Origin of the sequence: Curtobacterium sp. MEB011 (genome assembly GCF_030209655.1) — a bacterium.
Lineage (GTDB): Bacteria > Actinomycetota > Actinomycetes > Actinomycetales > Microbacteriaceae > Curtobacterium > Curtobacterium poinsettiae.
This window is the reverse complement of record NZ_JARVRN010000001.1, coordinates 291,871-313,420: the sequence shown is the minus strand read 5'-3', so window position 1 is coordinate 313,420 and position 21,550 is coordinate 291,871. Positions and strand designations below refer to the sequence as shown.

Below are 21,550 nucleotides of genomic sequence, written 5' to 3'. Positions count from 1 at the left end.
GGACCCGGCCCCGGGCCGCGAACTGTCAGACGGTGGTCGTCACCCTCGACCCACCGGTCGGGGTGCGTCGCACGGCGATCCGCTCGGGGATCCGCTGCTTGAGCTCCTCGACGTGGCTGACGATCCCGACCTGTCGCCCGCCGGCCGTCAACCGGGACAACTGCCCGATGACGTCGTCGAGGGTCTCCGGGTCGAGTGTGCCGAACCCCTCGTCGACGAACAGGGTGCCGAGCGAGACCCCGCCGGCCTCGGCCTGCACGACGTCGGCGAGCCCGAGCGCCAGGCACAGTGACACGGTGAACGTCTCGCCGCCGGACAGGCTGCGGGGATCACGGACGGTGTCGGTCGTGTGGTCGTGCACGGCGAGGGCGAGCCCCGTCCGTCGCGCGCGGGACCCGGACTCCCGCTCGTCGGAGGTCTCGAGCGTGAAGCGTCCGGCGAGCATGCCGCGCAACCGGTCGTTCGCCGCGGCCACGACGTCCTCGAAGCGACGCATGAGCACGTAGGTGCCGAGCGTGATGCCGGTCGGGTTCACCGATGCCACACCGTTGGCGACGTCGGCGAGCCGGACGACCGCGCGGCTGCGGGCCGAGGTCTCCTGTCGTGCCCGGACGGTCCGGTCGACCTCGGACGCACACTGCTCGACGGCCTCGGCACGGTGGGCCGCGGTGACCGCGAGCCGGGTGGCCTCGTCGAGGTCGGCCGTCACCCGGACCCGCTCGGCCTGCGCCGCCTGCAGGTCGAGCTGCTCCGGGTCGTCGTCGGCGGCCGCGACCACCGCGGGGTCCTCGAGCCCCGCACGGACGACGGCGCGTTCGGCGTCGGCGGCACTGATGCTGCTGCGGAAGCGTGCCACGGTGTCGGGGTCGAGCCGGCCCGCTCGTGCTGCAGCGACGTCGGGGAACTCCTGCTCGTCCAGGACCCGGGCGACCTCGGTGTTCCGCTCGTCACGGGCACGGGCGGCAGCCGCTGCGCGGTCGTCGGCATCGGCGAGGGCGCGGAGCACCGTCAGCCGAGCGTCGAGCTCGTCGACGACGACGCGGAGCGAGCCCGACGAGCCAGCGCTGTCACCGTCACCGTCACCGTCACCGTCGAGCAGTGCACCGAGCCGCTCGATCGCTTCCTGCACCGCTCGCAGGTCGGCCTCGAGCCGCTCGGCGTCCGAGGCCGTGGTCGATGCGAGCACGGTGCGCCGAGCGTCGAGGTCGTTCCGCTCACGCTCGAGCGCCCGGGTCGCGGAGTCGTGCGCCGTCCGCTCGCGCTCGTGCTCGAGCACGAGTGCCGCTGCGTCGTGCGCCGCACGGACCCGCTCGTCGGCGGCGACCGACATGGCGTCGAGGGCGACGGTGTCGACGGCGCCGACCACCTCGGTCAGCCGCAGGTGCTCCGCGCGCTCGACCGCCAGCTCGGCTGCGGCGTCGGCGAGCTGCTGGTCGGCCAGCCGTGTGGCGTCGCCCGCGGACTCCACCGCGCCGATGGTCGGGTGGTCGTCCTGCGGCGCGGCCACCGACGGGTGCGCGGTCGATCCGCAGACCGGACACGGGTCACCGGGGGTGAGTGCGGCGCCGAGCTCACCGGCGAGCCCCGCGATCCGGCGCTCGCGCAGGGTGCGTTCGGCGTCGAGCGCATCGGTCGCGCGGCGTCGGGCACCGGCCACGACCCGCTCGGCCTGGGCCACGCGGTGCTCGGCGCGGTCGCGGGCGGCCAGGTCGGCGCGGAGCGACTGCACGCGAGCGACCTCGTGCGCCGCGGCGTCCGCGTCGGCAGCGGTCGTCGACGCGGACCGGGCGGCCTCGACGATCCGTGCGCGTTCCGCCGGCCGGGCTTCGAGCGCGGTGTCGAGGGCGGCGAGGTCGTCGGTGAGCCGTGCTGCGGTCGCGGTGGCATCGGCGATCGCGGTGCGCCGGGCGTCCGCCTCGGCCTCGACCGCGACGAGGTGCCGGACGCCGGACAGCGCGTCGGTCAGCGTGTCGCGGCGCCGGACGACCTGCTCAGCGTCGACGGTGTCGAGCTCGTGCTCGTCACGCAGACGGGAGGCTGCCGCTGCGGTGTCGTCGGCACGCGCGATCGCGGCGTCGAGACCGTCGGCCACCGCCGCGACCCGGGCGGCGCGCTCCGCCGTCGCCACCGCGGTCCGTGCGCGTTGGATCGCGGGAGCGTCGTCGTCCAGGAGCGTCTGTCGCCGCAGCAGTGCCGATCGGCGCTCGAGGGCGGCCGCACGCGCCGTCACCGACCGTTCGTGCTCGGTCGCCGCCGTCGCGGCGGCAGCGACAGCCGTCCGGGCTGCCCCTGCTGCGTCGGCCGTGGCGCGAAGCGACACAACCGTGCCGGGGACGACTGACTCGTCGGCGTCGTCGAGACCGGCCGCCTGGGCGAAGCGGGCCAGGGCGTCGCGGACACGGTCGTCGGCCCCGTCGACCTCGGCCTGCACGGCCCGGCGGCGAGCGGCGAGTTCGTCGGCGGTGCGGTCGTAGACCTGGGTGCCGAACAGTGACTGCAGGAGCTTCCGGCGGTCTTCCCCCGGGGATCGGAGGAACCGGGCGAACTCGCCCTGCGGCAGCACCACGGTCTGCAGGAACTGCGCGCGGTCGAGCCCGACGATCCGGGCGATCTCGACCGCGGCTTCGGGGATGCGGGACGACATCGGTTCACCGACGACGTCGTCCGGCGCTGCGAGCCGGAACAGTTGCACGGACGCCTGCTGCTTCACCGTGCCGGTCCCCCGCTGCTTCGGGCGGTCGTACTGCGGCGTGCGTCGAACCCGGTAGGTGCCGGCGCCGGTCTCGAACACGAGCTCGACGAACGGCTCGACCGCGGGGTCGGCGTGCTGGCTGTGCAGCCGGTCGGAGCTGGCGTCGGACCCGGCGAGGCCGCCGTACAGGGCGAACACGACCGCGTCGATGATCGTCGACTTGCCGGAGCCGGTCGGCCCTTCGAGCAGGAACACACCGGAGGCGGCGAGCGCCGCGAAGTCGATGGTCACGAGGTCGGGGTACGGGCCGATGGCGCGGAGTTCGAGTCGGTGCAGGTACATCAGCGGTCCCCCTCGCGCTGCAGGGCGAGCGCCGCGGCCTCGTACGCCTCGGTCAGCACGGCCCGTTCGTCGTCGTCGGGTGCCCCGCCGGTGGCGAAGGCCACGAAGTCGCCGGCGACCTCGACCGGGTCGGACGTCGCGGTCACGGCCCGTGCGGCGGTGGCGGCCGGTCGGTCCGCCGGTTCGTGGGTGATCGCCAGGGCGTGCGGGAAGTGGTCCTTCACCCGGGCGTACATGCGCTCGGGGTGCACGGTGTCGGTCACCGCGACGCGGACCCAGGCGTCGGCGTCGGCCCGGAAGGCCCCGGACTCGATGGCGTCGATGCTGCCCCGGACGTCGACCAGTCGCCGCGGGACCGGTGTCGGGACGAGTTCGACGGTGACGGCACCGGCCCCGTCGAGCTCGGCGATGGTCACGGACTTCCGCTGGTGCCGCTCGCCGAACGAGAACGCCAGCGGCGACCCGGCGTACCGGATCCGGCCGTCGTCGCCGACGCGCTGCGGGCCGTGCAGGTGCCCGAGGGCGACGTAGTCGAAGCCGTCGAACACGGACTCGGCCACGCGGTCGACCCCGCCGACGCGGATGTCCTGCTCGCTGTCGCTCGGGTCGGCACCCCCGACGAACGCGTGGGCGACGACCACGCTGCGGGTACCGGCACGGGTCGCGAGGTCGGTGCGGATCCGTTCGGTGGCGGCGTGGACGACGGCGTGGTGCGAGCGGGCGAGGGGTTCGTCGGGGACCGCGGCCAGGGCGTACCGGGTGAGGTCGGGGTGCAGGTACGGGATGCCGTACACGGCCACCGGGCCGTCGTCGTCGGCCACGAGCACGGGGTCGGCCACGTGCGCGGGCTCGGCGAGGATGCGGACGCGCTGCCCCATCACCCGGGCGCCGAAGCCGAGCCGAGCAGCGGAGTCGTGGTTGCCCGGGGTGAGCACCACCGTGGTGGTCTCGGCGAGCCGCTCGAGCACGCGCGAGAGCATGCGGACGGCGTCGACGGGCGGGATCGCACGGTCGTAGACGTCACCGGCGATGACGACGAGGTCGACGGCGCGCTCGCGGGCGAGGTCGACGAGCCAGTCGGTGAACGCGGCCTGGTGCTCGAGCAGGTCCGCACCCAGCAGTGTGCGGCCGAGGTGCCAGTCGCCGGTGTGCAGGATGCGCATGCGGCCACGGTAACGCCGTCCGGGGACATCCAGGGGCACCCCGCGGTGCCCTGTGGACGGCTCAGGTGGTCACACAGCTCGCGGATGCCATGCCCAGGACCGCGACGACCTTCACCTTGACGGTCGGCGTGCTCGTCGCCGTCCAGTTGTTGCCGAGGTTCGTGCGGAGGTTGAGCGTGTACGTCGTGCCGAGGTTCAGGAGTCCGGCGCCCCCGTAGACCATCGAACGGGCCCCGGCGAGCGTCGTGCTGGCCACCTGCGTCGTGCCGTTCATCAGGTCGAACGACACCGGCACGGTCGCACCGTTGTCGTAGGTCCAGGCGATCGTCACCGTGTTCGACCCGGCCGGCACGCAGGTCAGGGTGGGGACACCGGTCGCCGTGCCCGCCGTGAAGTTCGCGGTCGGTGCGACGGTGGTCCGCGACCACGGGGCCGCGTCCGCCGTCCCGGGCAGCAGCACGCCGGCCGCCGCGGCGAGCACGAGCACCGCTGCGCCCCCGCCGAGGCGGCGCAGCCGCCGCCTGCGACGGACCCGTCGACGCAGGGCGCGACGGGTGAGGACGGTGGACGCAGCGGACGGGAGGCCCGTGGCGGCGCCGTCGGGCGCCTCCACGCCGCCGTCGGTACCGTCTGCCGGCCCGGCCGCGCCGTCCGGACCGGCCGCGTCGTCGGGGCCGTCGGCCGCGTCGTCGGCGTCGTCTGCGTCGACGAGCCGCCGGAGCGACCCGTCGATGGTGCAGAGCGCGAGCACCGCGGTCAGGCCGAGTGCGAGCATCGCGACCAGGCCCCACTCGCCGGCGCTGATCCACCGGATCGGTGCGCCGATGAACGGGATGCGCAGGAAGGCGATGCCGTGCACCGCGGAGCGCTCGATCGGCGTCGAGTCCTGCTGCGGGTTGGCGTCACCCTTCGTGACCATGGTGCCGCGGGAGCCGTCCTGCACGTACCGGTGCATGCGCATGTGGTCCGCCTGGTCCGGGTCGTCGGCGAGCAGGACCTTGCCCATGGCGATCTCGCCCGAGCCGACCGGCCGTGAGACGACCACGTCACCGGGGACGATCCGCGGCTCCATCGAGCCGGTCATCACGGTGGTGGGCTGCCAGCCGATGAGCGCCGGCGCAGCCGCCCAGAGCGCGAGGCCGAGCAGCGTCGCGACGACGCCGCGGGCAAGGGAGGCGACGACGACGCGCCCCCACTCGACGGCGTCACGGACCGCTGCGTGCGGTGCGGGACCACCGTGCACTGCGATGCTGCTCATGACTGCCTTCGACCGGGGGCGCGTTGCGGGGAGGGAACGGACGGGGCGGGTTCGGCCCCGGCCCCGACTCAGCTGTTCTGGGCCTCCCAGGTGAAGCCGAGGGCTGCGGTGCCGCCCTGCACGGTGTTCGGCGCGGTGCTCGAGACCGTGTAGGTGACGCGGTAGACGCGCGTCTCGGACGCGGTGCCGGTCGGGGTCCAGCTGCCGACGCCGGTCGCGTAGTTGGTCGAGGCGGCGCCGAAGCCCGCGACGGTGCCGCTGTAGAGCGAGCTGCCGGTGGCGGCCGGGGTGAAGCCGGAGCAGGAGCCGAAGCCACCGCCGGTGCCCTGCTCGACGGTCAGGTTGACGTTCGCTGCCAGGTCCTTCGTGGTCGTGACGTTCGTGCCGTACAGCTTCACGGCCGAGGGCAGCGAACCGGTCGAGGTCACCGTGATGCAGTTCGCACCGGTCGAGCCGGGCTTCAGGTTGCTCGCCGTGAACAGCGCGGTGTTGTTGTCGTCGTCGGACAGGGCGACACTGCCCGCCGTCCAGTTGTTCGTCGGGTTGACGGTGGTCGAGGAGAAGGCCGCGTACGAGGCCGTCGAGACGACGACCCCCGAGGCGACGAGCGCGGCGGGGATGGCGATCCAGGCGGCGAGGCGGGCAGCACGAGGCGTGACACGAGACATGGTTGGACTCCGTGAGGATGAGGTCTGATCGGTGGTTCGGACGGGCCCGCGGTGGTTGGTCGCGCTACGTGCCGAGGTGGTACGACGATCAAGCTACTTCGCCGTCGAGCAGCTCTCAATACCCGGGATGCCCCCATTGATGGGGGTATCTTGACGAGTGAGTTACTTGTTGACTGAAGTTCCACCCCTGCACCCGAGAAGAGCCCCCATGACGGACACCGACCAGGTCGTCCTCCCCCAGCGCGCACCCGCCGTCCCCGCGGCCAGGATCGCGCCGCGCACGCCCCCGGCACCGGTGTCGCCCGACGTCACCGCGGCCGACCCGGCAGGCACCGACGCCGACCTCCCACGGCTGCTCACCGCGTTCCGCGTGCTCCAGATGCAGCACGCGCGCGTCCTGCACCACGAGAGCACGAGCCGCGGACTGAACGCCACGGACACCCGCTTCGTGTTCTTCCTCAACGCAGCGGGCGGCCACGGCGTGACCCCGAAGCAGGCCGGCGAGTACCTCGAGCTCACCACCGGGGCGATGACGTCGCTCATCGACCGGCTCGAGAAGCACGGGCACCTCGAGCGCCGCCCGAACCCGGAGGACCGCCGGAGCGTGCTCCTGCACCTCACGCCGTCGGGCACCGCGGTCGCCCGCGAGGTCGGCGCCGTCTACTCGCAGGCGTTCCAGCAGGTCGTCGCACCGTCCGACCGCGCCGTCGTCGCCGCTGCCTTCGAGGGGTTCGCCGCGGCCCTGGAACGCCACCACCGGTCGTCCACCGAGTGAGCGCGGGTGTCACGGCCCGCGCGTAGCGTGAGCGCCATGACCCCCTCCGAACTCCTCACCGAAGCGTTCTCCCGCATCCCCGAGACCGTCGAGCGGGCCGTCGACGGGCTCTCCGAAGACCAGCTCGCAGCACGACCGGCAGCCGGGGCGAACACCCTGGCCTGGCTCGTGTGGCACATCGCCCGCGGCCAGGACGCGCAGATCGCCGACCTCGCCGGCTCCGAGCAGGTCTGGACGGCGGACGGCTGGTACGACCGGTTCGGCCTGCCGTTCCCGGCCGAGGCGCTCGGGTACGGCATGTCCCGCGACGACGTCGGCCGGGTGCGAGCCTCTGCCGACCTGCTCACCGGGTACCTGCGCGCAGTGCACGAGCGCACCGTCGCGTACCTCGGCACGCTCGGCCCGGACGACCTCGACCCGGTCGTCGACGACGCGTGGGACCCGCCCGTGACGGCCGGCGCGCGGCTCGTGAGCATCCTCGACGACTGCACGCAGCACGCCGGCCAGGCCGGCTTCGTGCGCGGGCTGCTGTTCTTCAACCGCTGAGCGCGCGCGGGGCGCGCGCCCTGCGCGGTCGCGCGCGTCCAGTGCGCGGTCGCGCGCATCCAGTGCGCAGGAGACGACGAGTCTGCCGCGGCGACCCGACGTCCTGTGCTCACTCGACGACGGACTGGAGGCCCGTCACCAGCCGGTGACGGGCCTCCAGTCCGTCAGGCGGTCGTGTCGCGAGCGACGCCGTGGGCATCGTGGTCCGCAACGCGGTGGTGGCGCACGGAGCGAAACCCGCCGGCCCCACCACTTCCGCCGAGGGCGGACTACGTCCGCCCGTACGACCGCAGCCGGAGACTGTTCGAGACGACGAGCGTCGAGGACAGCGCCATCGCGGCGGCGGCGATGAGCGGGTTGAGCAGCCCGGCCGCGGCGAGCGGGATCGCGGCGATGTTGTAACCGAACGCCCACACGAGGTTGATGCGGATGGTCCGGAGGGTCGCGCGGGAGAGCTGCACTGCGTCGACGACGGCGCGGAGATCCTCGCGGACGATGATGACGTCGGCGGCCTTCAGGGCGATGTCCGTGCCCTCGACGACGGCGACGCCGAGGGTTGCGGTGGCGAGGGCGGCGGAGTCGTTGACACCGTCGCCCACCATGGCGACGTGGTGCCCGGCCGCCTGCAGCTGGGCGATGCGTTCGGCTTTCTCGTCGGGCAGGACGCGGGCGATGACCTCGTCGATGCCGACCTCACCGCCGACAGCGGACGCCGTCGTCTCGGAGTCCCCGGACAGGAGGACGGTGCAGAGGCCGAGGGCGCGCAGCTGCGCGACGGCCTCGATCGCGCCGGGACGGAGCGCGTCCCGGACGGTGAGCACTGCGGCCACGTCGCCGTCGACGGCGACGAGCACCACGGTGGCGCCGGACGCTTCGCGGTCCGCGACGACCGCGGCGACCCGGTCGCCGACCCGCACCCCCGCGGCTTCGAGCAGCTCGGACCGGCCGATGACGCAGGCGCGGTCACCGACGGTCCCAGCTGCTCCCAGTCCGGCGTGCGCGGTGAAGTCCGCGACCGGCTCCAGGGTGCCGAACCGGCTGCTGGCTGCGGCGGTGATCGCCGCCCCGATGGGGTGCTCTGACGCTGCTTCGAGGGCGCCGGCGAGGGCGAGGGCCGTGTCGGCGTCGGTGGTGAAGGTGTCGACGGCGGTGAGGGTCATCCGGCCGGTGGTGAGGGTGCCGGTCTTGTCGAAGACGACGGTGTCGATGCGACCGCTCGCCTCGAGGGCACTGGGGCCCTTGATGAGGATGCCGAGCTGGCCCCCGCGTCCGACGCCGACCATGAGCGCGGTCGGCGTCGCCAGGCCGAGCGCGCAGGGGCAGGCGATGATGAGGACGGCGACACCGTTCGCGATCGCGGTGCCAGGAGCCGCGCCGCTGACGAGCCAGCCGGCGGCGACGAGGATCGCGATGCCGATCACGACGGGTACGAACACGCTGGTGACCCGGTCGACGGTGCGCTGCACCGCGGCCTTGCGGCGTTGGGCGTCGTCGGCGACGGCGGCCATCTGGGCCAGGCGGGTGCGGGTGCCGACGGCGTCGGCGCGGATGACGAGCCGACCACCCTGGACGAGGGTGCCGCCGATGACCGTGCTCCCGGCCGTTGCCTCGACCGGGACGGACTCGCCGGTCATCGCGGACACTTCGAGCGTCGCGGCGCCGTCGGTGACGGTGCCGTCGACGGGGATGCGGCCGCCGGGGCGGACGACGACGAGGTTCCCGACCCGCACGGCACTCAGCGGAACAGTGCGCTCGGTGCCGTCGGTGACGACCTGCGCCTCGGTGACGCCGAGGTCACCGATGGCTTCGAGGACATCGGCGGCGCGTCGGCGGCTGCGGCTCTCGAAGTAGCGGCCGGCGAGCTGGAACGTGACCATGCCGGCGGCGACGTCGAGGTAGATCGAGTCCGCGCCGGCGGGAGTCCTCCCGAATCCGAGCCAGTACCCGGGAGTGGTGGCGGGGTCGACGAGGAGCGTCCAGAGCGCCCATCCGAAGGACACGACGACGCCGAGCGAGACGAGGGTGTCCATGCTGGTGCTGCGGTGCCGCAGTCCCCGGAGGGTGGCCCTGTGGAACGGCCACGCAGCCCAGGTGACGATCGGGACGGCGAGGAGGACGCAGAGCGCCTGCCAGCCGGGGAACCGCCACGCAGGGACGAGCGCCAGGATGATCGTGATGTCGCACAGCGGGATCGCCAGCAGTGCCGCGACGGCGAGGCGGCGGCGGAGCGTCGTGGTGCGGGTCTCCGCGGCGCGGGCGGACCAGGCGTCATCGCCCGGGGTGTGGACGGCGGCGGTGTAGCCGGCGCGCTCGACCTGCGCGATCGCGGTCGCTGCATCGGCGATCCCCAGACCGGCGACCGTGGCGCGTTCGGTGGCGAAGTTCACGGACGCAGTGACGCCGTCGAGCTTGCCGAGCTTGCGTTCGACCGCGTTGGCGCAGGCGGAGCAGGTCATCCCGCCGATGTCGAGTTCGAGCCGCTGCTCGGCTCGCTGGTCGGTTCGGGACGGGGTGGTGGTGGTCACGGCTGCTCCCGGTGGTCGGTGACGGTCAGCGCCGGACGGTCGTCGGCGCGCTCGTGCTCGTTCGTCGAGCCGGGCCCGGTGGACCGTGTCGGATCGGCCCGCTGTGCAGGTGCGGTGGTGTCGCGGGTGGTGAGCTTGCTGAGCATGGCGTTGTACTGCTCGTGGTCGTCGTCGAGGCCCCGGTCGGCGTGCCGGTCGATGCGCTTGGCCTGTCGAGCGTCCTGCTTGGCCCACTGGGTGACGAGGGCGATCACCACGACGATCAGCGGCAGCTCACCGGCGGCCCAGGCGACGCCACCGGCGACGTACTGGTCGTGGGCGAGACTGCCGATCCACGGGATGTCGAGGTACTGGAAGTACGTGCCTGCGAGCAGGGTGTCGCTGGTCATCACGACGACGCCGAAGAACGCGTGGAAGGGCATCGCTGCGAGGACGAGGCCGAGCTTGCCGATGTGCGGCAACGGACGGGGCGGTGCGTCGACGCCGATGATGAGGGCGTAGAAGACGTACCCGATGGCGAGGTAGTGCAGGGTCATCGCCTGGTGCGCCCAGTGGTACCGCATCGCCCAGTCGAAGAACGGGGTGAGGTAGATGCAGTAGTACGAGCCCACGAACACCGCCAGGACGTACACGGGGTTGTACGTGACCCGCAGCAGCTTCGAGTGGGTCACCGCGACGAGCCACTCGTGGGGGCCGGCGAAGGCATCGCGACGGTGCGCGGTCGTGGCGCGGAGGAACAGGGTGATGGGTCCGCCGAGGACGAGCAGCAGCGGGCCGAGCATGTTCAAGCTCATGTGCAGGCCCATGTGCACGGCGAAGGACGCCGACGAGTACGGGCCGACCCCGGACGAGGTGGTGATGATGACGGATGCCCAGCCGAGCATCCAGGCGCTGGTCCGGCCGTTCGACCAGTGGTCCCCGCGCTTCCGGAGTCGGATGACGGCGGCCGCGTACGTGGCGATCCCGGCGATCGCGATGACGAGGAAGAGGATGTTCACCCGGCCGGCGGTCCACAGGGTGATCGGGGTGAGGGGTGTGTCGACCTGGTACCCGAGGAAGAGCTGCTGTCCGTCGGTGGGGACGAAGTACACCGGCGGTGGGATCCGCGTCATGACGACGCCGATCGCGGCTGCGACCAGGAGCACCGCCAGGAGCACCGCCGGGGCGGTCGGGGTGGCGAACCAGCTCCTGCGGAGGAGGATCGGTCCGGCCACCGCGGCGACGAGGAGCAGCTGGGCGGCGAAGAGCACGCCGGTGGGCGCTTCCCACGGCGGCGTGCCGGCGAGTTCGACGGCGGCGATGATGATCGACCCGACCGTCCAGGTGATCCAGCCGGTGAGGGCGAGGATGCGGTGTCTGCGGATGGTGGCGGTGCCGGGACGGCTCACTCGCCATCGGCGGGCACCGGCAGCCGTGGCGCCGGTCCAGATGCCGAGCGCGGGGACGGCGAACATGGCGGCGTCCCCACCGAAGTCGTGGTTCGGGCCGACGAGCACCTGCGTCACCAGCACGGGGGCGAGGAGCCCGATGACGCCGATGCCGGTCAGGAGCAGGGTGCTGACCCAGCTGCGGACGAGGTACGCAGCGACGAGGATCGCGACCGCGATGCAGGCGACGACGATCCACGCGCCGGGGAGGTAGCTGGCCTGCACGAGGTAGCCGATCGCGCCCGGTGTCAGGAGCTTCGTCACCGGCTGCCCGCTCGCGTCTGCGGCGTCGACGGGGACCAGCAGCACCGCGGCGACCAGCCAGACGGTGGCGGCGGTGCGGACGATCGCGAGGTCGCGGTGGTTGTCGATGACCGTGCGTGACCGGCGCGGCGTGAGGAACACGGCAGCGGCGAGGCCGCCGGTCGTGAGGCCGCCGGTGACGTCGGCGGTGAGGCGGAGCACGGCGCTGAGCATCGAGGTGAGCATGCCCGGGTAGCCGCGGCTCAGCCGGTCGTACGAGGAAGGACCGAGCATCGCGACCGCGACCACGACGATGACGACCGCGATGACGGCGCCCACCCACGGCGATGCGCGCCTGAGCACACCCGACCGCCCCACGGCGGGCACGGTCGTCGGCCGGTTGCGCGTGGCCGGGGTGGCAGCGGCCTGGGTGTCAGGCACCGGCGAGCTCGTAGCCTGCCTCGTCGACGGCTTCGGCGATCGCTGCCGCATCCGGCCGGGTCGGTGCGGTGACGACGACGAGACCGGTCGCGGCGTCCGCAGTGACGAGCTCGACGCCGGCGATCGCTTCGAGTTCGCCGGTGACGCGGCGTTCGCAGTGCTCGCAGGTCATCCCGACGACGTGGTACTCGAAACGCTCCATGCGCCCATTCTACAAAACGTAGAACGGTATGCGAGTCGAGGTCAGCGGGATTGCAGGACCGGGGCCGGGTGGCGGCGGTGCGGCCAGCTCTTCACCGGCGAAGCGGCGAGACGTGCGGCGCGGAGCTCGAGGCCCGGGCTCGGGTCGATCCGGTTCATCAGCGTCAGTGCATTGCAGACGGTCGCAGGTCCGCAGATGCGGGCGGCGGTGTCGTCTGCGACGAGTTCGATCAGCAGCGCGACCGTTCGACGGAACTCCCGGGCAGTCCGGAGTCGTGGGAACGCGGCAGCGTTCAGCGCAGCGACGCGGCCGATGAGGTCATGCCGTCCGAGCACGTGCGCACGTTCGTGCTCGACCACGGCGCGGACACAGGCAGGGGGCATCGCGTTCTCGACTCCGGTCGAGATCAGCACGCGCCCGTCAGCGGTGGAGCAGGCGATCGGATCCGACGTGTGCAGGTACGCGATCTCGTGCCCGCCGATGTGCTCGGTCCGCACGGTGGATCGGGCGACGAGCAGCGTCACCGCGACGTCGGTGCGGCGCTTCGCGGCCGAGATCGGTTCTGCGTTCGCGGCGAGGAGCGCGGCGACACCACCGGCGACGCCGAGCCCGCACCAGGCGAAGAGGCCGGCGGCGGGAGCGCCGATCCCGTGCGCGTGCGCATTCGTTGCGACGATGACCGCCGCGATCCCCACGCTCAGCAGCAGCGAGCTCGCGGCGACCGTCAACGCTCCGAGCCAGAGGTGGAGCGCGACCTGCGGACGGTGCAGCCACCAGGTGCCACGAGTGAGGATGCTCGGAGCCAGCACGGTGACGACAACCGCGAGAACCACGAGGCCGAGGACGGCGATCACGGCACCGATCCCCCCGTCACGAGCCGGTGCGGTCGATGCCGGCTCCGCCGAGGGCAGCACGCAGCACGTCCAGGTCATCCGCACCGAGCGAACCGGTGAAGCGCTGCAGGACCGCGGTGCGATCACTCGATCGACCGAGCACCTCCGTCATCGAATCAGCGGTCTCGGCAGGGTCCGCCTTCGTCGCCCGGTAGGCCTTCGATGCCGGGTCCCGCTCGACGAGCCCCTTCCGCTCCAGCCTGGCGAGGACGGTCAACACCGTCGTGGAGGCCAGCGGGCCGACCTCTGCTGCGAGCGCATCGTGCACCTGCCGGCCGGTGTGCGCCGCATCCTGCGCCCAGAGCAGCTGCAGCACACCCGCCTCGAGGGACCCGTGCGCGCGACGCGGACTCATCCGCGCGCCCCGAGCTCATCGACCATGCGCCGATTCTACATACAGTAGAAACTGGCTTCTACAACTTGTAGAGTGGCGCCGCCACCCGCCGCGATGAAAGGTCCACCCCTCGTGTCACACAGCCTGCCGCTGTCCGTCCTGCTCACGGTGCTGTTCGCCGTGACGGCAGTCGGGTACCTCGGCTTCGCCTTCCGCCCCGGCAGCAGCGGTGTCGCACGGGTCAGTGACGTCTTCCACGTGCTGATGAGCGTCGCGATGCTGGCGATGCCGTGGGCCTGGGGGATGACCCTCGCGCCGCCGACGCTGCAGATCCTCGTGTTCGGCCTCGCGACGTCGTTCTACCTCGTCCTCACGCTCGGCAGCAGCCGGTACGGCAGCCACGAGCACCACGGACCCGGCGGCTCCGGGCGACTGGTGCTGGGCTACCACGTGGTGATGATGGCGGCGATGACCCTCATGGGCGTGATGATGCTGCCCATGGCCGGCGGGGCTTCGATGTCGATGCCGGAGATGGACATGACCGGCAGCGGCCACAGCATGCACACCTCCTGGTCGGGATGGGCACCGGTCTCGTGGGTCCTCGTCGTCGTGTTCGCGATCGCGACCGTCTGGATGCTGGTGCGGCTGATCGCGTCAGCGCGTGTCCGCCAACACCCCCTCGCACGCCTCGACGGCGTGCTCTTGCTGCTGATGAGTGCCGGGATGGCACTCGCGTCCATCCCCACGAGCTGAGGAACACCGCACCATGACCGCAACCGCCGATCGGGACACCACTGCGCCCGCGTCCGCGCCGTCGACGGCGCAGCCGCGCCGGAACCCACAGCGGGGCTGGTTCGGACCGTTGTTGCTGCGCCTGCACTTCTCTGCCGGGCTGTTCGTCGGACCGTTCATCCTCATCGCCGCGCTCTCCGGCGCCGTGTACGCGCTCGGTCCGACGATCGAGCAGGGCATCTACCGACACGAGCTCACCGCACCCTCGACCGCTGCCGCGAAGCCGCTGGCAGACCAGATCGACGCCGCGCAGGCCTACATCCAACGGCACCACCCCGAAGACACCCTCGCCGCCGTCCGCCCGGCACCTGCGCCGGGTGCCACGACGCGGGTGATGTACGCCGAGGCTGGGCTGATGGACTCGCAGAACCGTGCGGTGTTCGTCGATCCCGGCACCGCCGAGGTCCGCGGTGACCTCCTGGTGTACGGCACCTCCGGGGCGTTGCCGTTCCGCACCTGGGTGGACACGTTCCACCGGTCGCTGTTCCTCGGCGACGTCGGCCGCCTCTACAGCGAGACCGCGGCGTCGTGGCTCGGCGTCGTCGCCCTCGCCGGTCTCGGCCTGTGGGTGATCCGGATCCGGAAGACGCGCGCCAAGCGCGACCTGGTCCGCCCCGCACGTGGTGTCCGCGGCTACCGGCGGGTCTTCTCCTGGCATGCCTCCACCGGGGTGTGGCTGCTCCTGGGCGCGTTGTTCCTGTCGGCGACGGGCATCACCTGGTCCCAGTACGGCGGTGGCAACGTCGACCAGCTCCGCTCCGCTCTCAGCTGGGGCACACCCGCACTGACCACCTCCCTCTCCGACACCGGCACGGCGGCTGGTGGCGGTGAGGACGCCGCCCACCACGGCGGCTCCGCCGCATCGACCGATGCGGGACCGGCAGCCGTCACCCCGGTGCTGTTCGATCGAGTCCTGGCCGCTGCGAAGGCTGCGAACATCCACGCGTCCGAACTGCAGATCACCCCGCCGGCGACGGCGGATCAGGCGTGGACGGTCGCGGAGATCAAGCGGTCCTACCCCACCGCGGTGAACTCCGTCGCGATCGACCCGCGGGACATGCGCGTGGTGTCCGAGACGAACTTCGACACCTTCTCCCTCCCCGCCAAACTCACCCGGTGGGGCATCGACACGCACATGGGCACGATGTGGGGGTTGCCGAACCAGATCCTGCTGTTCGTCACGGCGCTCGGGATCGCCGCGATGGTCGTCTTCGGCTACGTGATGTGGTGGCAGCGCCGCCCCATCGGGAAGCGCGTCGGGAACGCCCCGGCCGCGGGTGCCCTGAACCGGGCGCCGTGGTGGGGGTCCGGGCTCGTCGCGGTCGGCGCGATCGTCATCGGCGCGTTCCTGCCCGCGCTCGGTGTCACCCTGCTCGCGTTCGTCGTCATCGACGTCCTCATCACCAACCGCTCGGTCCCGCCCACCCCTGCGGCACCCGGCGAGTAGGACCGCTCGTGCAGAGCGGTCGCACCTGCCCGGTACCGGGTCCGGGCACGACCGTCACCCGGCACGGATCCCGTGCCGACGTCAGTGGAGCGCTGTGGAGAGCACATCTGCCAGGTGGGGCAGGTCCGTCCGGAACGACCACTGCACGGTGTTCCAGTCGTGCCCGCTCCCCGGGGCGAACCCGACGCTGGTGTCCGCGCCCGCTGCCCGTGCAGCGTCGGCGAGGACGCGGGCGTTGCGGCTGAACGCCCCGTCCGCCGACCCCGCGGTGAACCAGAACGCGCGCCCGTGCAGGTCGTCCGCCCGCATCTGCGCGATCGGACCGGCGGCCTTCCACGCGCTGACCGACCCGCCGAACGCCCGGTCGGCGCTGTGCTGCGGGTTCCGGTCGATGGGCTGCAACTCGCTGGAGACCGCGAGCACGGCCCCGAACCGGTCGGGGTGCGCGGTGGCGAACTGCATCGCGCACGTCGCCCCCTGCGAGAAGCCGGTGAGGCCCCACGCACGGCGGTCCGGGGTCACCGGGAGGTGCGCCGTCAGCCACCGCGGCACGTCCTCGGTGACGTAGGTCGCTGCGTTCCCGAGGTCCGAGTCGACGCACATCGTGTTCAGGCCGGGCGAGGAGAGCTGGTCGACGGAGACGACGATCGGCGCGCGGCCGTGGTGCGCTGCGGCGTAGCCGTCGAGTGCGCTGCCCATCCGGCCTGCGGTGAACAGGTCGCTCGGAGCGCCCGGTTGGCCGGAGAAGGCGAGGACGACGGGCAGGGGCGACGGATCCCTGACCAGGGCGGCGGGCGGGAGGTAGACGACGGCGGGTCGAGCGGGGAACCCCGATCGCTCCCCGGGGATCTCGACGGTGCGGACCTCGCCGGTCGTGGGCATCGTGGCGGCTGGGGCAGCGGCGAGGTCGAGCTCCGGGAAGGGGTCCGTCTGCACGACGGTGCGGAGCGTCGGGTACATCGCGAACTCGACGTTCACGCCGAGGGCGGACGACAGCAGTGCGGTCGGGAGCAGCAGGACGGCGAGGGCCCGACGCCAGCGGCCGCCCTGCACCAGGCCGACGACGACCGAGGCCAGCGCAGCGGCGGCCACGACGAACCACAGCCGCGTCACGGGACTCATCGCGACCCCGAACAGGTTCACCAGGTCGCTGAGGACCCAGCAGACGATGAGCACCACGACGGCCGCGGCCGCGGCGACGCCCGCCCGGACTCCGGCCCGACGCCACGCGACACGGGATCGCCAGCCGCCGACCGCGGGGAGCAGGACGACGACGCCGAGCAGTGCGAACGCCACGTCCAGCGGGACGAGCAGCGTCGGAGCCTGCAGCTGGGTGGCGAGCAACCGGTCGGCTGGGCTCACCGCTTCGACACCGCCCGCGCGGGAGCGGGCTCGCGGACGGTCGAGCGGTGTGCCTGGCGCAGTGCCCAGAGGTGCTTCGGCCGGAGGCCTGGGACGTAGGCGCCGGCCAGGGCACGTGCGACCCGCGGCACGTGCAGCGGCGTCGGGACCACGATCCAGAGCGCCTCGTGCCGAGCGCCGAACTTCTCCTTGAAGCGCTGGAGCGACCGGAACCCGTACACCGGCTCGAGGAGTCGGGCGACGAGGACCGATCCGAGGGACACGAGGGACCGTGCGCCGTCGTGGGGTGCGAGCGGGGTGCCGGAGAGGCTGATCATCCGCAGGCCCGCGTCGCGTGCCCGGATCGCGGTCCGGGCGATGAGGAACTCCATGACCCCCGGAATGCCGTCCTCGCCACGGCGCATGACGTCGAGCGTGTAGCCGGCCAGTCCGCCGTGCTCGTACACGGGCAGCCAGCTCGTGACCGCGGTGACGTGTCCGTCGGCCGTCACAGCCAGCATGAGTCGGACGTCGGGGTCGTCGAGCTCGTGGAAGCCGCCGAGGGTGAACCCCATCTCCGGCAGCCTCCGGTCGGTCGCCCACCGCGTGCAGATCGCCTCGACCTCGGCACGCTGTGCGTCGGCGAGCGCGTCGAAGGTCGTCCACTCGTCGCGGACCCCCTCACGGTCGGCCCGGTTCGAGGCCGTCCGGAGGTCCTGCCGCTTCTTGCCGCGCAGGTCGAACGTGGCGACGTCGAGCACCGACTCGACCCCCACGGGCAGCGCGGTCCACCCCTCGGCGGCGAGGATCTGCCGCACCGGTTCGTGCACGCTCGTGAACGCGGGCACCCAGCCGTTCCGGTCGCAGAAGGCCGTGAACGCGGACACGACCTCAGCGCGGTCCGCCGCGCTGCACGCCGGGTCCGACACGGTGAGTGCCACGTCCCCACGGACCCGGTACGCCACGGCCCCACGCCCGTCCGGGTGCGTCCAGGTGGCGTTGCCGCGCCAGGTACCCATGTGGCCGAGGGATCCGGCATCGCCGACGCGCAGCATGTCGACCAGGGCACCGCGGCCGTTGGTGGCTGCACGGAACCGCGAGCGGACGAGACGGCCGCGGAGCGCCAGGACCGTCAGCAGCACCATCGCCGGCACGAGCCACGCGCCGAGCAGCGTGACCTGCCACTCGATCGCGTCCAGCCCGAGTCCGCGCCACTGCACGGCGTCGTCGGTCATCGGTTCGATGAGGAACACGTCGGCGAGGACGGCGGTCAGCGTCACGAGCACGCCGACGGCGAGCACGATGCCCGTGCGCCGGCCACGCTGCACGAGCCAGGCGGACACCAGCAGGAGCAGCCCGACGATGACGACCGCACGGTCGCTCATGGCGTCGGCGAACACCGAGAGCACACCGTCCGGGTCCGGCACGACAGGGGTCACCAGGGTGCCCGCGCCGAGCGCGATGAGCGTCGCGACCACGCAGGTGCGTGCGCTGACCGTGTCACGCGCGGTCGGCGCGTCCGGACCGGAGGCCCGGCGCACCACGAACGAACCGGCTGCGGTGCCGAGCAGGGTCGCCAGGGCACGGGCGAGGTCCGACCCGTGGCCGGCGAAGAGCACGAGCGTGAGGACGACCGTCCAGAGCGCGGCTCGCGTGCGCCACCGGTGCTGCGCGGGCATCGCTGCCGACGCGGCACCGAGCAACGCGGCGGCGACGATCGACGGGGCGAAGAGCGGCTGTCCGACCGCGAGTTCGGCGTGCGCCTCGCCGAGCGCTGACCCGATGCTGACGGTGAGCAGGGTTCCGAGGACGCCGAGCGCCGGCGCCACCACGCCGATCACCACTGTGCGGGTGGATCCGAGGGACCGTTCGGCGAGCACCGTCGTCAACACCACGAGGACCACGGCGAGGCACGCCACGGGCGGGTGGTGCGGGAAGTCGGGTTCGGCGTGAGCGATCCGCGCGCTCACCAGGAGCACGGCCGTCGCTGCGGCCACGGAGACGGAGACGGGGAACCGGCGGAGTCGTCCGACGAGCGCTGCGGGTGTCACGTGATCATTGCATCGGTCCTGCTCGCCCGTGTCATCAGTCGGCGGCATGAGCGCGGCGGCTCCCTGTCCTCCGAGAGGATGACCCGTGCGCCAGCTGACGTCGCGGCCGAGCCGCGGACCGGACCCGGCGGGGTCGTCGGTCGCACCGCGTAACGGACGGGAGGCCCGGTACCAGCTGGTACCGGGCCTCCCGTCCGTCGTGTGGTCGCGACTAGCGCGCGGCGAGCTCCGACACGATGCCGTCACCGGGTGCGGCCTGCACCAGGTCCGCCTCGATCTCGGCGCGCTCGAGGATGCCCTCGATCTTGCGGATGCGGCCACGCGGGACGATCGTGACGACCGTGCCCTCCTTGCCGGCACGACCCGTGCGGCCGGAACGGTGCATGTACGCCTTGTAGTCGTCCGGGGCGTCCGCCTGCACGACGAGCGAGACGTCGTCGACGTGGATGCCGCGGGCGGCGACGTCGGTGGCGACGAGCACGTTGACGCGGCCGCTGGTGAGCAGCTGCAGGTTGCGCGTGCGGCGCGACTGGTTCAGGTCACCGTGGAGCGAGGTCGCGCGGATGCCGGCGTCCTCGAACTGGTCGGCCAGACGCTCGGCGTAGGCACGCGTCCGGGCGAAGACGATGGTCTTGCCGTCGCCGGCGACCAGTTCCTCGAGCAGACGGTCCTTCTCGCGCTGCTCGACCACGAGGACACGGTGGTCGATGGTCGAGGACGCCTGGTCCTCACCCGCGACCTCGTGCACGCTCGGCTCGTGCAGGAACTGCTCGACGAGCGCTGCGACCTGGGTGTCGAGCGTCGCGCTGAACAGCAGCTTCTGTGCGCGGTTGCCCTGCGGGGTGACCTCGGCCGTGGCTGCGAGGATCTCCTGCACCGGTTCGAGGAACCCGAGGTCGCACATGTGGTCGGCCTCGTCGAGCACGGAGATGATGACCTCGCTGAGGTCGAGCTTCCCCTTGTTCATGAGGTCCTGCACACGGCCGGGGGTGCCGACGATGATGTCGACGCCGCGCTCGAGCGCGCCCTCCTGGCGGCCGTAGGGGACGCCGCCGTAGATCTGCGTCGTGAACAGGCCGACCGAGCGGGCGATCGGCTGCACCGTGCGGTCGATCTGCAGGGCGAGCTCACGGGTCGGCGCGAGGATGAGCGCACGCGGGGCGCGGCCCATCTTGCGCTTCGTGCCGCCGCCGTGCTCCATGAGCTTCTCGACCAGCGGCGCACCGAAGGCGATGGTCTTGCCGGAACCGGTCCGGCCTCGGCCGAGGACGTCCTTGCCGGCGAGCACGTCGGGGATCGTCGCCGCCTGGATCGGGAACGGGCTCGAGGCGCCGAGCTCCTGCAGGGCCCGGGAGATGTTGCCGCCGATGCCGAGGTCGCCGAAGGTCACGCCCTCGACGTCGGACGCGATGGTGGCCTCGGCCTGGAGCTTCTCGAGCTTGACGTCGTCGGCCGGCACGAACTTGCCACGCTCGGGCTCGTCGAACGAGCGGCGCGGGGTGCGGTCGTCGCGGTCGAACGAACGACGCGGACGGTCGTCGTTGTCACGACGGGGCGCACGGTCATCGCGGTTGAAGCTGCGCGGGGCACGCTCGTCACGGTCGAACGAACGACGCGGGCGGTCGTCGTTGTCACGACGCGGGGCGCGATCGTCACGGTCGAAACGACGCGGGGCACGCTCGTCACGGTCGAAGCGACGGGGACGGTCGTCGTTGTCACGACGCGGGGCGCGATCATCGCGATCGAACGAGCGACGCGGGCGGTCGTCGTTGTCACGACGCGGGGCACGCTCGTCACGGTCGAAACGACGCGGGGCACGCTCGTCACGGTCGAAGCGACGGGGACGGTCGTCGTTGTCGCGACGCGGGGCGCGATCATCGCGATCGAACGAGCGACGCGGGCGGTCGTCGTTGTCGCGACGGGGCGCGCGGTCGTCACGGTTGAAGCTGCGCGGGGCACGCTCGTCACGGTCGAACGAACGACGCGGGCGGTCGTCGTTGTCACGACGCGGCGCACGGTCGTCACGATCGAAGCGCCGCGGGGCACTGGGCCCCTGCGAGCCGGTTCCGGCGCGACGCGGAGCTTGCGGAGCGTCGGGACGGCCGTGCGAGTAGGGAGCATCACGGTTGTAGCCGCGACCACCACGGTCGTCGCGATCGGGGCGCCGCTGGCCGCCGCTGTCTCGCGGCTCCCAGTTCGGACGGGCCGGACGCTCGCCCTGCGACGCGCGACCGCGACGCTCCTCGGCGTCCCAGCGCTGCTTCTGACGCGGCTGCGACGAGTCGGCGGCGCGGAACCCCCGGTGCTTGCTGCTGCGGGCGGCGGGGGTGCCGTTCGGGTGGCGGACGCGGTCGGAGGCGCGGTTGTCCGCGCCGCCCTTGTTGTACGGGGCCATGGCTACTTTCTCGGG

At 72.5% G+C, this 21,550-nt stretch carries 16 protein-coding genes; 4 read left to right on the top strand and 12 right to left on the bottom strand.

Features of this window, described 5'->3' with window-relative positions:
* Positions 1-25: 25 nt before the first annotated feature.
* From QRN30_RS01460 to QRN30_RS01445, 4 genes are all read right to left on the bottom strand, one after another.
* A complete protein-coding gene (locus tag QRN30_RS01460; RefSeq protein WP_284760164.1) occupies positions 26-3,034 on the bottom strand; it encodes an AAA family ATPase in 3,009 nt (1,002 codons plus the stop codon).
* Positions 3,034-4,197 carry a metallophosphoesterase family protein gene (locus tag QRN30_RS01455; RefSeq protein WP_140448343.1) on the bottom strand — a complete coding sequence of 388 codons (1,164 nt, stop codon included), beginning with the start codon at positions 4,195-4,197 and terminating at the stop codon, positions 3,034-3,036. The genes QRN30_RS01460 and QRN30_RS01455 overlap by 1 nt, the downstream gene beginning before the upstream one ends.
* Before the next feature lie 61 nt (positions 4,198-4,258).
* Positions 4,259-5,455: a S24/S26 family peptidase gene (locus tag QRN30_RS01450; protein ID WP_284760162.1), complete on the bottom strand. Its 1,197-nt coding sequence runs from the start codon at positions 5,453-5,455 to the stop codon at positions 4,259-4,261.
* 68 nt (positions 5,456-5,523) lie between these two features.
* Positions 5,524-6,123: a M73 family metallopeptidase gene (locus tag QRN30_RS01445; RefSeq protein WP_017886212.1), complete on the bottom strand. Its 600-nt coding sequence runs from the start codon at positions 6,121-6,123 to the stop codon at positions 5,524-5,526.
* Positions 6,124-6,331: 208 nt separating this feature from the next.
* Here QRN30_RS01445 and QRN30_RS01440 point away from each other — a divergent pair, with 208 nt between their 5' ends.
* The gene (locus QRN30_RS01440) at positions 6,332-6,898 is read left to right on the top strand and encodes a MarR family winged helix-turn-helix transcriptional regulator (RefSeq protein WP_017886213.1); all 567 of its coding nucleotides are present in this window, start codon (positions 6,332-6,334) and stop codon (positions 6,896-6,898) included.
* 36 nt (positions 6,899-6,934) lie between these two features.
* Positions 6,935-7,444, top strand: coding sequence for a mycothiol transferase (locus tag QRN30_RS01435; protein ID WP_042537926.1), 510 nt, complete (start codon positions 6,935-6,937; stop codon positions 7,442-7,444).
* Positions 7,445-7,713: 269 nt separating this feature from the next.
* Here QRN30_RS01435 and QRN30_RS01430 read toward each other — a convergent pair whose 3' ends face one another.
* Genes QRN30_RS01430 through QRN30_RS01410 form a run of 5 tightly spaced genes read right to left on the bottom strand, consistent with a single transcriptional unit; the run spans position 7,714 to position 13,530 of the window.
* Positions 7,714-9,969 (bottom strand): heavy metal translocating P-type ATPase, encoded by a 2,256-nt coding sequence (locus QRN30_RS01430; RefSeq protein ID WP_284760160.1) that lies wholly within the window; start codon positions 9,967-9,969, stop codon positions 7,714-7,716.
* Entirely contained in the window at positions 9,966-12,080 is a 2,115-nt protein-coding gene (locus QRN30_RS01425) for a cytochrome c oxidase assembly protein (RefSeq protein WP_140448339.1), read from the bottom strand. The genes QRN30_RS01430 and QRN30_RS01425 overlap by 4 nt, the downstream gene beginning before the upstream one ends.
* A complete protein-coding gene (locus QRN30_RS01420) occupies positions 12,073-12,282 on the bottom strand; it encodes a heavy-metal-associated domain-containing protein (RefSeq protein WP_140448338.1) in 210 nt (69 codons plus the stop codon). Before QRN30_RS01420 ends, QRN30_RS01425 begins: the two co-directional genes overlap by 8 nt.
* 41 nt (positions 12,283-12,323) lie before the next feature.
* On the bottom strand, positions 12,324-13,136 hold the full coding sequence (locus QRN30_RS01415) for a M56 family metallopeptidase (RefSeq protein WP_140448337.1): 813 nt from the start codon (positions 13,134-13,136) through the stop codon (positions 12,324-12,326).
* 16 nt (positions 13,137-13,152) lie between these two features.
* Positions 13,153-13,530: a BlaI/MecI/CopY family transcriptional regulator gene (locus QRN30_RS01410; protein WP_071251521.1), complete on the bottom strand. Its 378-nt coding sequence runs from the start codon at positions 13,528-13,530 to the stop codon at positions 13,153-13,155.
* A 111-nt stretch (positions 13,531-13,641) separates the two neighbouring features.
* Here QRN30_RS01410 and QRN30_RS01405 point away from each other — a divergent pair, with 111 nt between their 5' ends.
* The gene (locus QRN30_RS01405; RefSeq protein WP_259495400.1) at positions 13,642-14,262 is read left to right on the top strand and encodes a DUF5134 domain-containing protein; all 621 of its coding nucleotides are present in this window, start codon (positions 13,642-13,644) and stop codon (positions 14,260-14,262) included.
* A 13-nt stretch (positions 14,263-14,275) separates the two neighbouring features.
* The gene (locus tag QRN30_RS01400) at positions 14,276-15,748 is read left to right on the top strand and encodes a PepSY-associated TM helix domain-containing protein (RefSeq protein ID WP_159557360.1); all 1,473 of its coding nucleotides are present in this window, start codon (positions 14,276-14,278) and stop codon (positions 15,746-15,748) included.
* A gap of 81 nt (positions 15,749-15,829) precedes the next feature.
* On the opposite strand, the gene QRN30_RS01395 is transcribed toward QRN30_RS01400, so the two are convergent.
* The 3 genes from QRN30_RS01395 to QRN30_RS01385 all read right to left on the bottom strand — a co-directional run bounded on the left by QRN30_RS01395 (position 15,830) and on the right by QRN30_RS01385 (position 21,535).
* Positions 15,830-17,110, bottom strand: a complete 1,281-nt coding sequence (locus QRN30_RS01395; RefSeq protein ID WP_052481788.1) for an alpha/beta hydrolase — start codon at positions 17,108-17,110, stop codon at positions 15,830-15,832.
* Entirely contained in the window at positions 17,107-19,140 is a 2,034-nt protein-coding gene (locus QRN30_RS01390) for a bifunctional lysylphosphatidylglycerol flippase/synthetase MprF (RefSeq protein ID WP_284760156.1), read from the bottom strand. Before QRN30_RS01390 ends, QRN30_RS01395 begins: the two co-directional genes overlap by 4 nt.
* 211 nt (positions 19,141-19,351) lie before the next feature.
* Complete coding sequence (locus QRN30_RS01385; RefSeq protein ID WP_262118400.1) at positions 19,352-21,535, bottom strand: DEAD/DEAH box helicase; 2,184 nt, start codon at positions 21,533-21,535, stop codon at positions 19,352-19,354.
* Between the last annotated feature and the right edge of the window lie 15 nt (positions 21,536-21,550).